Source organism: Veillonella sp. (assembly GCF_015058545.1).
In the GTDB taxonomy this organism is placed as follows: Bacteria; Bacillota; Negativicutes; order Veillonellales; family Veillonellaceae; genus Veillonella_A.
In genome coordinates this window covers 1-13,082 of the sequence record NZ_SVCB01000055.1, presented here as the reverse complement: position 1 = coordinate 13,082, position 13,082 = coordinate 1, and the positions used below count along the sequence as shown (strand labels likewise).

10 protein-coding genes and 1 pseudogene are annotated in these 13,082 nt (G+C 41.3%); 10 read left to right on the top strand and 1 reads right to left on the bottom strand.

Annotation, left to right across the window (positions count from 1 at the left end; genetic code table 11):
- Window positions 1–392 precede the first annotated feature (392 nt).
- From E7204_RS03620 to E7204_RS03575, 10 genes and pseudogenes are all read left to right on the top strand, one after another.
- Window positions 393–922, top strand: a pseudogene (locus E7204_RS03620) (nitroreductase).
- A gap of 17 nt (window positions 923–939) precedes the next feature.
- Window positions 940–1,623 (top strand): TerC family protein, encoded by a 684-nt coding sequence (locus tag E7204_RS03615; RefSeq protein WP_295181629.1) that lies wholly within the window; start codon window positions 940–942, stop codon window positions 1,621–1,623.
- 460 nt (window positions 1,624–2,083) lie between these two features.
- Window positions 2,084–2,713, top strand: a complete 630-nt coding sequence (locus tag E7204_RS03610; protein ID WP_295181627.1) for an NAD(P)-dependent oxidoreductase — start codon at window positions 2,084–2,086, stop codon at window positions 2,711–2,713.
- Window positions 2,714–2,815: 102 nt separating this feature from the next.
- Window positions 2,816–3,289, top strand: coding sequence for an Rrf2 family transcriptional regulator (locus E7204_RS03605; protein WP_295181625.1), 474 nt, complete (start codon window positions 2,816–2,818; stop codon window positions 3,287–3,289).
- A 277-nt stretch (window positions 3,290–3,566) separates the two neighbouring features.
- Window positions 3,567–4,931, top strand: coding sequence for an FAD-dependent oxidoreductase (locus E7204_RS03600; RefSeq protein WP_295181623.1), 1,365 nt, complete (start codon window positions 3,567–3,569; stop codon window positions 4,929–4,931).
- A gap of 279 nt (window positions 4,932–5,210) precedes the next feature.
- Window positions 5,211–6,515, top strand: a complete 1,305-nt coding sequence (locus E7204_RS03595; RefSeq protein WP_295181621.1) for a YjiH family protein — start codon at window positions 5,211–5,213, stop codon at window positions 6,513–6,515.
- Between the two features lie 521 nt (window positions 6,516–7,036).
- A complete protein-coding gene (locus E7204_RS03590; RefSeq protein ID WP_295181619.1) occupies window positions 7,037–7,687 on the top strand; it encodes a hypothetical protein in 651 nt (216 codons plus the stop codon).
- A 2-nt stretch (window positions 7,688–7,689) separates the two neighbouring features.
- A complete protein-coding gene (locus E7204_RS03585) occupies window positions 7,690–8,169 on the top strand; it encodes a YjiG family protein (RefSeq protein ID WP_295181617.1) in 480 nt (159 codons plus the stop codon).
- Between the two features lie 18 nt (window positions 8,170–8,187).
- Window positions 8,188–9,369, top strand: coding sequence for a beta-aspartyl-peptidase (gene iadA, locus E7204_RS03580; RefSeq protein WP_295181615.1), 1,182 nt, complete (start codon window positions 8,188–8,190; stop codon window positions 9,367–9,369).
- 121 nt (window positions 9,370–9,490) lie between these two features.
- Window positions 9,491–11,119 (top strand): L-lactate permease, encoded by a 1,629-nt coding sequence (locus tag E7204_RS03575; RefSeq protein WP_295181613.1) that lies wholly within the window; start codon window positions 9,491–9,493, stop codon window positions 11,117–11,119.
- Window positions 11,120–11,322: 203 nt separating this feature from the next.
- Here the strand turns inward: E7204_RS03575 and E7204_RS03570 are convergent, their stop codons facing one another.
- Window positions 11,323–12,789, bottom strand: coding sequence for a catalase (locus tag E7204_RS03570; protein WP_295181611.1), 1,467 nt, complete (start codon window positions 12,787–12,789; stop codon window positions 11,323–11,325).
- Window positions 12,790–13,082 lie beyond the last annotated feature (293 nt).

Sequence of the window (13,082 nt, the reverse complement as noted above, 5' to 3'; positions counted from 1 at the left end):
TTTAGCAGTTGCATGGAATCCCCATCCACGCTCAAATAGACAGTAAACTTTTTCTTTAATTTCTTTAGAATACTTTGCCATAAAAAAACTGCACCTCCAAAAATTGTGTCCAATTTTTGGGGTGCAGTTCAAACATGTGCCTCTTTTTTCTTGGAATATAAGAGTTTTCTTCTATTACCCTGCGTTTCATTCAATTCAAAGCAGAACCGGTTTTTCGTAGGAGTAGAAAAAAAGTTTACTTGAGTGGACAAATTTTGTCAATTTTTGTTTGAAGTTGGCCTTAATTCTTATTATAATATATTTATGAGATAGAATTTAATTCCGGCACATTTCATGTCGGCCGGAAGGGATAGCCGTAATTCTAGTATAATCATGTAAAGCGAGGGATTATTATGCATGATGCAGAACATTTGATACAACTGTTAAAAACTAGACGGAGTGTTCGTAGTTTTAAGTCGGATGCGGTGCCTGTGGAATTAATAGATCAGATTATGAAGCCGGTCTGTATGCGCCTAGCAGTATGGGGAAACAATCGGCCATTATTGTGGCCGTAACAAATAAAGAAGTGCGGGACCGTTTATCGGCGATGAATGCCAAGATTTTCGGTACCGAAAGTGATCCGTTTTACAATGCACCGGTAGTGCTGGTGGTATTGGCCTCGAAAGAACGGCCACCTTATGTATGTGACGGTTCGCTGGTTATGCAAAATCTCATGCTCGCCGCTCACGCGTTAGGTCTCGGCAGTTGCTGGATTCATCGTGCCAAAGAAGAGTTTGAGTCACCGGAAGGTAAGGAAATTTTGGCGTCATTAGGGATTGAAGGGGATTACGAAGGCATCGGTCATTGTGTCATTGGGTATGTAAACGGTGACGAGCCAAAAGCGGCACCACGTCGAGATAATAGAGTATATTACATCAAATAAGAAAAAGGAATAAGTATATGGAATTTTTAGAATTAGCTACATGGGTTATGATTGGCAAAATTATCGTGGTCGATATTTTGCTGGCCGGCGATAATGCCGTGGTTATCGGCATGGCTGTAAGTAAGTTGGAAGATAAGTATCGTGAAAAAGCCATCATGTGGGGCACCTTCGGGGCCATTGCGATGCGTCTTATTTTTGCCACCATCTTGGTAGAAGCGTTGGAATACATTCCGGGCCTCCATTTCGTAGGCGGTCTCGTGCTCTTGTGGATTGCGTTCCATCTTTTGGTAGGCGATGATGAAGCTGAGAACATCGAAAGTAAGGACTCCCTGCGCGGTGCTATTATTACGATTATCGTAGCCGATGCGATGATGAGTATCGACAATGTTATCGGCGTTGTCGGTGCCGCCAAAGGCCATTTGGAACTCGTTATCGTAGGGATGTTAATTACCGTTCCGCTTTTAATTTACGGATCCCGTTTGTTGGCGCGTATCATCAATAAATATCCGATTATCTTGTGGGCAGGCGGCAGCTTGCTCGCGTGGGTAGCCGCTGAAATGGTTACCGCAGAACCTTTGTTGCAGCCTTACATCACGGGCTATGAACGGTTGATTGAAATTGCCGGCGTTATCTTGGTTGTGGCCGCGGCATTAATTTGGAAACGTCGTCGCAAAGTAACGGCTCCGGATGAAGAAGCATAAAGACCTTAATTGCTGAAGAACAGCAACGGTTTTGCTATTAAAAGGCGTAAAAAAATAATAATTGACCCTTGAGGGGCTTGAAGGATGAATTCGGTTATGCCGGGTTCATCTTTTTTTGTTCTCATAGGGTTGGTAATACCGCTGAAAACCGCGTAAAGATTGACGTTTCCGGATTAGGGAAAATGATTTGGCGAAGACGATTCAACGATTTTACAAAAAAATTCAGAAAATTTAAAATGTAATACTTGACATTACAACTAAAAGATTGTAATATAAACATGTAAGGAAAAACGTTACAAGAAAGTTGTTAAGAATTAAGTTTTAAAAGTTAGGCATTAAGTATTAAGAATTCAGTATTCAGAGTTCAACGTTACGTATTAAGCACTAAGGATTCAGTAGTTAAGAATTAAATTTTAAGCAGTCATTTATTCCCGGTGCGGGAGAAAGCAGAGGTTCAATTATGAAAATCGCAGTTGTAAGTTCGAATGGTAAAGTAGGTCGTTTGGTAGTAGCAGAAGCACTTCGTCGTGGTTTTGACGTAACCGGTTTTGCCCGTAGCGAAAATAAATCGGACGCTACTAAATTTGTTCAAAAAGATATTATGGATATCACGAAAGAAGATTTGGCCGGTTTTGATGCAGTAGTTGATGCATTTGGTACATTTGCGCCGGATACTTTGAATCTTCACACTAAATCGTTGATGCATTTATCCGATGCCGTTGCTAACACGGACACTCGTTTGTTGGTTGTAGGCGGTGCCGGTAGCTTATTCGTTGACAAAGAACATACAACGCAGCTTCTTGATACACCGGAATTCCCAAAAGAATTTTATGCACTTGCTAAAGCACAGGCTGATGAATTAGTAGAACTTCGCAAACGCAATGATGTGAAATGGACTTTCGTAAGCCCTGCTGCGATTTTTGATCCGGAAGCGGCCGGTACCGGTGAATACATCTTGGCCGGTGAAGAATTCACGCTTAACGAACGTGGTGAAAGTGTTGTAAGTTATGCTGATTACGCCCTTGCTATGGTTGATGAAATCGAAAAAGGTAACCACATCCAGCAGCGTATCAGTGTGGTAGGTAAGTAATTATACATTTTTATTATAGACGGCGTTATAGTAAAATCGGCAGATTCGTGATATAATTACAATTGTAATGGTAAATATTACAATTAATTAGGAGGCATTTAAATGCAAGTATCCAGTCGTTTTACTATAGCGGTCCATATTTTTACTTGTATCGCTATTGCAGAAAAGAAATATAAAGTGACCAGTAAGTTCTTGGCGAGCAGCATTAATGTAAACCCCGTAATTATCCGGAATATTGTGCTCATGTTGAAGGCTCACGGTCTTATTGACTCCCGTCAGGGCACGTCGGGCATCAAGATTGCCAAGTGCCCGTCGGACATCACCTTGTTAGATATTTTTAACGCCGTGGAATCTTTGGATAACGGTCGACTCTTTAGTTTTCATGAAAACCCTGCTCAGGATTGTCCTGTGGGCAGTCATATTCATGATGTGTTGGACTGTCGCTTGGATCAGATTCAAAACGCTCTTGAAAAAGAGTTAAAGAGCATCAGCTTGGCGTCGATTATCGAAGATGCGGAAGCGCAAATCGCTGCTGATGAGGCAGCGGCCAATGCCGACTGTTCGGAGCTGGTATAAAAAAACTAAATAAGTAATACGAGAACCCCCGTTTCTCGGTCGTGTAAGAGCTTATCCTTGAGGAAAGTTACGTATCATGACCGAGCGGGGTTCTTTTATATTGACTGTGATATTTTTCAAAAGTGTATTGACTAAATAATCGTAAATTTTTTGAAAAATATCGATATTATATTGCGGTCTTTTGGAGGCAGTGTGATATAATTAAATGTATGAGACAGATATTCAAGATTATTTATTTTTCAAAAATATTGATAGCAAACCATTAAGGAGGCAAAAGATGAAATCGTATGACGTAATTGTGATTGGTTTCGGTAAAGCCGGCAAAACTTTGGCCGGTAAATTAGCAAAATCCGGTAAAAAAGTAGCGTTAATTGAAAAAGACGCTTTTATGTATGGCGGCACTTGTATTAATGTGGGCTGCATTCCGTCAAAACGTTTGATTACGGATGCGGCGTTGGCTCCTGATGCTTCTTTTGGTGAAAAAGCGGCTTATTTCAAAAAATCTATTGGAGGTAAACGCCAATTAACCGCTGCGTTAAATCAAGCTAACTATAATAAAGTAGCTCAAGCGGGTGCTGAAATCATTGATGGCGTGGCATCCTTTGTGGACGCCAAAACTATCAACGTTAAGACCGCTGATGGCGATTTGACGTTGACTGCTGAACAGTTCTTGATTAATACCGGTTCCACGCCTGTCATTCCAAACATTGAAGGTGTGCGCAATCCGGAGACCGGCGAACTTCAAGCAGGCAATAAACTTTACACATCCCAGACACTCATGGATTTGGATGAACTTCCTGAACGCCTTACTATCGTAGGCGGCGGCTATATCGGTTTGGAATTCGCGTCCATGTTTGCCGAATTCGGTAGCAAAGTTACGATTATTCAAGATGCCGATGTATTTTTACCACGTGAAGACGAAGACATCGTCGAAGTAATTCGCGAAGTTATCAGCGCTAAAGGCGTTGAAGTGATTACCGGTGCTGCTATTTCCGCTGTTAAAGACGGCGTAGTAACTTACACAGCTAACGGCGCTACTAAAGAACTAGCCGGCGATGCTGTTTTGATTGCTACCGGCCGTCGTCCAAATACCGATGAGCTCCAAGCTGAAAAAGCGGGTATCAAAATGACGAACCGCGGCGCTATTGAAACAGATGAACACTTACGCACCAACGTGCCTAATATCCGGGCAGCCGGCGACGTAGTAGGAAAATTGCAGTTTACCTACATTTCCCTTGATGATTATCGCATCGTTTTAGACGACATGACAGGTAACCGTCAACGTACGACCGAAAACCGTGGCGCTTTCGCGTACTCCGTATTCATTGAACCTCCATTCTCTCGCGTAGGTTTGAATGAAAAAGAAGCGAAAGCTCAAGGGCTTGAGTACCGCGTTCTTAAAATGCCGGCTAACGCCATTCCAAAAGCTAAAGTACTTCGTGAAACCGAAGGCGTGTTAAAAGCTCTGGTAGCTCCAAACGGCAAAATCTTGGGTGCACAACTCTTCTGTGCCGAATCCCATGAAATGATCAACATGATTAAACTCGCTATGGACCATGATTTGGGCTATGAAGTACTTCGCGACTTCATTTATAACCACCCAACCATGTCTGAAAGCTTGAATGATTTGTTTGCTTTATAAGCGTTCTTCTCAGTGCTAAATTATTAAATAGTATGAACTTTTAACGCTTTGTGATAAAACTTTAAAACTCTCTGATATATCGGTGTAATATCGATATGTTAGAGAGTTTTTTGTTTTTTTATAATACTGTATCCTAAATTTGACAATTTTAAGACCTTACAGGAATAGAATGACTATAATATATCAAGTGCATTGATAGGCAAGGTATAAATATAGCGGAAAGGAGTTAGAGAGGTTGATGGATTCGTGATTTAAAATACTTTGGAGAAGGTGAGAGTTATGAGCAAGTACACGACGAAAAGTAAGTTGCAGTTCATTATTTACAGTATTTTAGGCATTATTATCTTTTTTGTACCGATTACTATTAACGGGAAATCGACGATTCCGTTGGATCACATTGTTTCGTTGATTTTAACAATTCCATATTTCCAGCCGGTATACGGTGCGTTGTTTGTCATTTTGGGGGCTGTCTTGCCGTTTATCAATAAAACGTGGAATAAGAATACAACCACAACGGTATTTTCTCTTTTAAATATATTAGGTATTCCCTTTATTATTATGGCGTTGACCGGCGCCGGTCCGGAAATTTTGATGAATAAGAGTACGATTCCATTTATTTACTCCAAAATCGTAGTGCCGGTTATTACGATTGTGCCGATTGGTGCTGTATTTTTAGCTTTGCTCATCAATTATGGACTTATGGAATTTGTTGGTGTTTTCATGCGTCCGGTAATGAGACCGCTTTGGAAAACGCCGGGCCGTTCGGCTATTGATGCGGTAGCGTCCTTTGTAGGCAGTTACTCGGTAGCCCTTTTAATTACGAACCGTGTTTTCAAAGAAGGTCGTTATACTATTAAAGAAGCCGTTGTTATTGCCACCGGCTTTTCCACAGTATCTGCTACCTTTATGATTATTGTGGCCAAAACGCTTAATTTATTGGATGTATGGAACTTATATTTCTGGGCCACCGTTGTTGTTACCTTCCTTGTTACGGCTGTGACTGCTCGCATTTATCCAATCAGTAAAAAGCCGGACACCTATTATAACGATGTACAAGGCGAAGTGGAACGAGTGGTTGTGCATGATAAATTCAAAGTCGCTTTTGAAGAAGCTATGGAAGCCAGTTCCAAAGCGGACGGTATTGTGACCGGTACTTATCATCATCTCCGCGATGGCCTCGTGTTGGCCTTAAAAATTGCACCATCCCTCATGTCGATTGGTGTTTTGGGTATCGTTATTGCCAACAACACGCCGGTATTTAATGTGTTAGCTTACACCTTGTATCCGTTTACCTGGATTACGGGCTTTGAAGAACCGTTCTTAGTAGCTAAAGCGTTATCCCTCGGTATTGCGGAAATGTTCTTACCGGCTGTCTTGGTAACCAAATTAAGCTTCGAAGTTCGCATGTTGGTAGCCATTACTTGCGTATCCGAAGTATTATTCTTCTCCGCCTCGATTCCATGTATGATGGCGACGGAAATTCCGATTAAGCTCAAAGACTATTTCATTATCTGGTTTGAACGTGTGGTCTTATCTATTTTGATTTCGGTGCCGGTAATTTATGTGATTAAGTGGTTAATGTAGTGTTCCGTAATTATTTCTGATGATACGTAAATAATGCAGTGGCGTTACATTTTGAGTAATCAGCCGGCTCGGTCATAAGTATACGGTAAGTCTGCGCTGTGAATTATCAAAATAGATTAACAAACAAAATTAATAAATACTCCCTGATAAATTAGCTTAAAAGCCTATATATCAGGGAGTTTTTTCGGGTTTTCCTTGTTTTACTATTTAGCTAATTAAAATTTATATATAATTATTTATCAATTAAATTTGTTTTTGCTAGTCCTATGTTTGAAATCATGAAAACAAAACCATCAATCAAGTTAAGGTTAAAAGCTATTGCAATGTTTGTTTAACTCATTATATTAAATCATTTTTTCTTTTTGTTTAGCCAGTCATGATTTATAGAGGGAACAGATTACTTTATTAGATTTGATAAATGTATGAAATAGGAATACAATACAATTGTAACGTAACAGTAGACTTTTGTATTGTGATGCTGTTATAGGGGTATTCTTAGATATGGGATGGGAGGCGTTTTTATGGACCAACAAGAAAAGGTAAAAGTTCCTATTATGGGATACGTCGCTTTTGTGGCAGCTATTATCTTGTTTTCCGGCGTATTCGCAAGTTCAGACTCTTGGTTAAAAGTTTTTGATTTCAATGTGTTGGCCGGATCATTTGGTAAGACGGGGATTATTGCTGAAAAAGCAGTGGATTTTAGAGGCAGTGGCGGTTCCGGCGCCAAAGACGGTTTTTTATTCGCTATTACTTTGATTCCTACCGTTATCTTAGCTTTGGGCATCGTAAATATGGTTGACGGTCTTGGTGGTTTGAAAGCAGCGCAGAAATTGATGACGCCTATTTTAAAACCTTTATTGGGCGTTTCCGGTATTACGGCGCTTGCCAATATTGCTAATATGCAGAGTACTGACGCGGCTGCCGGGATGGTTAAAGAACTGGTTGATTCGGGGCAGATTACAGATAAGGAACGGTCGATTGTTATTACCTATCAAACGAGTGCCAGTGCGTTTGTAACGAACTATTTCTCGTCAGGTGCGGCTGTATTTGGCTTTATGGTAATTCCGATTATTGCACCAATCATCATAATGTTAATTTTTAAAATTGTGGGCGCCAATCTGTTGAGGCTTTATCTCTTAATGGTTTCTCGCAAATCTAATAAGGAGGCGTAACTATGGCTACTAATGAAACTCCTGTAAAAAAGAATTTGCTTGATTTATTTATTGAAGGGGCCCGGAATGGTTTTAAAATTGGGACAATGAGCCTGTTACCGAATGTATTGATGGCATTCGTATTAATCCGCATATTGGATGTAACCGGCTTGTTAAAAATTATTGGGGAAATATTTACACCGATTATGGCGTTATGGGGATTGCCTGGGGAAGCGGCAACCGTATTGGTAACAGCTTTTATGAGTATGGGCGGCGGTATTGGTGTATTGGTAAGTTTATATACAAGTAATATTATTGATCCGATTCAATTGAGTTCGCTAGTACCCGCTATTTATTTGGTAGGTAACCCAATCCAAAACATCGGCCGTTGCTTAGGTATTGCCGGTGTTGATTCCAGACACTATATACCAATCGTGGTTATTTGTTACATTAACGCGTTTTTATCTATCTGGGCAACCAGATTGTTAATTGCCTTTTTATAAGAAGTGGAGGGGAATCGTATGTCCGGTGAATTTTTCAAAATTTTAAAGAATGTTGATGTGTATGGTCCGCAACCAATGGGTAAAAAAGATATTTTGGTTGCCGGTGAAAAAATTGCTTCTATCGGCGATAGTGGTGCTTTTGATGCCGTACCTGAGGCAAAAGCGTATGATTTAACGGGCAAAAAAGCTGTTCCGGGCTTTATTGATTCACATGCTCATCTTCTTGGTGGCGGTGGTGAAGGCGGGTTCCAGACACGTACACCGGAAGCGGTATTGTCTATGATTACGGTTTGCGGTGTTACGACTGTAGCCGGCTTATTGGGCACTGACGGCATCGCTCGTCATGTAGAAAGTTTATTGGCTAAAGCTCATGGATTGGAGGCTGAAGGGATTACAACCTATATTTATACCGGTGCTTATCAGTTACCAACGCCAACTATTACAGGCAGTGTAATCAAAGATATTATGATGATAGATAAGGTTATCGGTCCCGGCGAAATTGCGATGTGTGATCATCGTTCATCCCAGCCAACACTAGATGACTACCGTCGTTTAGCCGGTGAGGCTCGCGTAGGCGGTATGTTAAGCGGCAAAGCCGGTGTCTTGAATATTCATATGGGTGATAGTAAAAAAGGGTTGCAGTATCTCTTTTCGATTGCCGAAGAAGGCGAAATTCCAAGGACTCAATTTATTCCAACTCATATTAACCGTAATGAACACCTCTTTGTAGAAGGCATTCAATGGGCCAAAGACGGTGGTTTTATTGATGTAACCTCCGGGATTGCACCGGGCAAAACCGGGACGGCGGTAAAACCGAGTCATGCCGTTAAACGTGCTCTTGATGCGGGGGTTCCGTTAAAGAACATCTTAATGAGTTCCGACGGTATGGGCAGTATGCCGATTTTTGATGAAGCGGGCAACACTATCGGCGTTGGTGTCGGTGACCAGAGCTCTATTTTTACTGAATTCAGAGATATGGTATTGAATGAAAAGATTCCGTTAGAACAGGCTATCTGCGTTATCACTTCGAATGTGGCTGAAGCATTGAAGATTAGTAAACGAAAAGGTTACATTGAAGGCGGTAAAGATGCCGATTTTGTAATCATTGATGAAGATTTTGCTATCGATCAAGTTTGGGCACGCGGTCAATTAATGGTAGATAAAGGTGTCGCTATTGTGAAGGGTACCTTTGAAAAATGATAGATGTTTTTGGCAATGCGAAATTGATGCAAGGTTTATATCAACTACAGAGTAAGGACTCCTTATATTCTCGGTCAAAAACATTTGCAGGCACTGTTTTGAAAATTAAGGAGTTGTAGTTGTGGAACTTTCAACGGATATATGTTTTTGGTTACCGGCGTTAGTACCCATTGTATTTCTTTTAGTAGCGATTATTAAACTGCGGTGGCGGATTGCGAAGGCGTCGGTAGTCAGTATGAGTTTGGCATTGCTGATTGCCTGGTTGCTTTTCGAATCATCACCGTTAGCTTTATTATTTGAAACCGGTAAGGGCGTTTGGAACGCTGCTACCATATTGCTCGTGATTTGGCCGGCTATTTATTTATATGAAATAACTTGTGAAGTTAAGGCGGTTGAGGCGATTCGCACAGGTATTCAACGGATTACAAAACACGAACTATTGCAGATTTTAATATTAGGCTGGGTATTTCCCAGTTTCTTGCAGGGGATAACCGGTTTTGGTGTTGCTGTAGCGGTGGGAGCGCCGCTGTTATTGAGTATTGGTGTAAGGCCGCTATACAGTATTGTCATTGTACTACTGGGCCATTCTTGGGGTGCTACGTTTGGGACCTTGGCCCTTGCTTGGGAGGCCTTGGTTCAGCAATCCTCGATGAATGGCAACGAACAAGTGTATGCCGCCTTTTTGGCGGCGGCTATGATTTGGATTTTTAACTTTTTAGCGGTGCTATATATTTGTTGGTTATATGGACGAATGAGGGCGATACAATCTGTTTGGCCCGTAGTAGTTGGCTTGTCGCTTGTCATGGGGGGCGGCGAATTATGGCTTGCCACCATTAATCCGACAATTTCCTGCTTTTTACCAACTGCTATCGGTATGGGCTTAGTGTTTGTGGTGAGTAAAATTCCAAAGTATAAGCAACGATGGTATATTACGGACAGTCCAATTATGATGCGGCTTAATCAAACTGAAAGAGCACCGTTGAATGACACGCCGACAAAGGTCACTTCCGGACGTACCATGTCGTTTAATCAAGCTTTTTTGCCATACTATCTATTGATTGGTATTACCGTATTGTGTCTGTTAGTGCCACCGATTTACAATGCTCTCAGTGTCTGGAAAGTGGCGCTCACGTTTCCTGAGACTGCGACTGCTTTTGGCTATATGACTAAGGCGGAGCCTTATTTCAGTCCCGTGCAACCCTTAACGTATGCAGGTACGTTCTTACTTTTGTCGGGGCTAGGCAGTCTTTGGTACTATGAAAAAAAGAAATTTTTACCTAAATCAGCGGTAACGGCTGTTAATAAACGTACTTTTGAAAAATGTAAGGCGCCTACCATAGCGATTACCTGTTTGATTGTTATGGCTAAATATATGGGCAGTAGTGGGCAAATTTATGTGCTTTCAACGGGGATTGTTGAATTGCTCGGTATTTACTATGTTATCGTATCGCCGTTATTGGGCATGATCGGGTCCTTTTTGACGGGCAGTAATATGTCGTCCAATATATTATTCGGCAATTTACAAATGTTGGCGGCTAAGGCGCTGGGCATAAATCTGGCTATTACGGCAGCGTTGCAAACTACCGGCGGCGTGCTTGGTAATTCCTTTTCGCCGGGCTGTGTGATTATGGGGATTGTCACAACCGGTTTTAACGAAGGTGAAGATAAAATATTGAAACTTATGATGCCGTTTACTATTGCGCTGGCTATTATATTTGGTTTGTTAGGCTTTATGCAGTTGTTGCTGTAAGCTTTGTCCTATAATCCTATAATCCTATAACCCTATAACCCTATAATCCTATAATCCTAAGCTTTGGATTCAGATAACACAAAACCCCTCTCCGTGCGGATGCACAGAGAGGGGTTTTGCTTATTATGCAGCTGATTTTCCTAGAGAGAGTAGTTATTTTTAATGATTAATTGCATACCTTGGTCACATGAAACGCGAATATATTAATCATTTAAATTGGAAAAATCAACTGTAATACCGAGTGCCTTGGCTACGCCTTCGCCGTAAGCCGGATCACATTGGTAACAATGTTTAGCATGGCGTTCTTGAATTTCTTTAGAAACGCCGTTCATAGCACGTGCTGTATTTTCAAATAAAAGTTGTTGTTTTTCCGGAGTCATGAGACGGAACAATTTGCCTGGTTGGGTGTAGAAATCGGAATCGTCTTCATAGAAATCGTATTGGTAAGCAGGGCCCGTAATATCGAGCGGTGGTTCTTTGAATTCCGGTTGGTTAGCCCATTCGCCTTTAGTGTTTGGCGCATAACCGATGGTAGCACCGTGGTTACCGTCAACACGGCCGAGACCGTCGCGATGGTACATGTTAACAGGGCATTTAGCGGCGTTAACAGGAATCTGATGGTAGTTAGTGCCTAAGCGGTAACGCTGCGCATCAGCATAGGAGAATAAACGACCTTGTAACATTCTGTCAGGGGAGAATCCGATGCCCGGAATGATAGTGGACGGAGCAAACGCAGCTTGTTCAACATCTTGGAAGTAGTTTTCAGGATTGCGATTTAATTCCATGACACCAACTTCGATGAGTGGGAATTCGCTGTGATACCAAACTTTAGTGAGGTCGAACGGATTGTATGGCATTTCTTTAGCCTGTTCTTCCGTCATAACCTGAATACATAATTTCCATTTCGGGAAGTCGCCTTTTTCAATAGCGTCGAATAAATCCCGTTGATGGCTTTCGCGGTCGCCGGCTACCACTTCAGCGGCTTCCTGGTCGCTCAAGTTTTCAATCGGCTGTTGGCAAACCCAGTGGAATTTAACCCAAACACGTTCGTCATTAGCATTGATTAGGCTGTATGTATGGCTACCGAAACCATGCATATGGCGGTAGGAGGAAGGGATACCGCGGTCACTCATAACGATAGTGATCTGATGGATGGCTTCCGGTAAGCTGGTCCAGAAGTCCCAGTTAGCTTCAGCGTCACGCAAGTTTGTTTTTGGATTACGTTTTACGGCGCGGTTCAAATCAGGGAATTGCAATGGATCGCGAATGAAGAATACCGGTGTGTTGTTACCAACGAGGTCCCAGTTGCCTTCTTCGGTGTAGAATTTAACGGCAAAACCGCGAATATCGCGTTCGGCGTCAGCGGCACCGCGTTCACCGGCTACCGTGGAGAAGCGAACGAATAAATCGGTTTTTTTGCCAACTTCTGAAAAAAGTTTAGCTTTAGTGTATTTAGTGATGTCATTAGTTACAGTAAAAGTACCGAATGCACCGGAACCTTTAGCATGCATACGTCTTTCAGGAATTACTTCACGAGCAAAATGGCCTAATTTTTCCATGAGCCATACGTCTTGCATAAGGACAGGACCACGTTTGCCGGCCGTCATAGAGTTATTATTGTCCGGTACGGGTGCACCAAATGCAGTAGTTAATTTCTTTTTGTCACTCATTTTCCTATTTCCTCCTTAGTACCTACTAACTTTTCGATTGTTTTGAATATTAACGGATAATTATTATCCGTTTCTACTATTATTATAACGTTAAATTTCGAAATGCACAAGAATTTTTTATTAAAAATATTATTAAATTTGATGAAGATGTGCCTGTAAATATAGATATTATATAGAATAATTAGACTTCATAATATATGGAATGCTTAATAATTTTTTCATATATTAGTTTTGCAAAAATGGTTTAATTTTAAAATCGCGAATATATTACATTAAAGAATTAAAGAATCCTT

Bases quoted from the DNA above. Each gene is read 5' to 3' on its own strand.
- E7204_RS03605 (WP_295181625.1), top strand. From the start codon at position 2,816: ATGCAAGTATCCAGTCGTTTTACTATAGCGGTCCATATTTTTACTTGT.
- E7204_RS03615 (WP_295181629.1), top strand. From the start codon at position 940: ATGGAATTTTTAGAATTAGCTACATGGGTTATGATTGGCAAAATTATC.
- E7204_RS03585 (WP_295181617.1), top strand. From the start codon at position 7,690: ATGGCTACTAATGAAACTCCTGTAAAAAAGAATTTGCTTGATTTATTT.
- E7204_RS03590 (WP_295181619.1), top strand. From the start codon at position 7,037: ATGGACCAACAAGAAAAGGTAAAAGTTCCTATTATGGGATACGTCGCT.
- E7204_RS03570 (WP_295181611.1), bottom strand. From the start codon at position 12,789: ATGAGTGACAAAAAGAAATTAACTACTGCATTTGGTGCACCCGTACCG.
- E7204_RS03610 (WP_295181627.1), top strand. From the start codon at position 2,084: ATGAAAATCGCAGTTGTAAGTTCGAATGGTAAAGTAGGTCGTTTGGTA.
- E7204_RS03595 (WP_295181621.1), top strand. From the start codon at position 5,211: ATGAGCAAGTACACGACGAAAAGTAAGTTGCAGTTCATTATTTACAGT.
- iadA (WP_295181615.1), top strand. From the start codon at position 8,188: ATGTCCGGTGAATTTTTCAAAATTTTAAAGAATGTTGATGTGTATGGT.
- E7204_RS03600 (WP_295181623.1), top strand. From the start codon at position 3,567: ATGAAATCGTATGACGTAATTGTGATTGGTTTCGGTAAAGCCGGCAAA.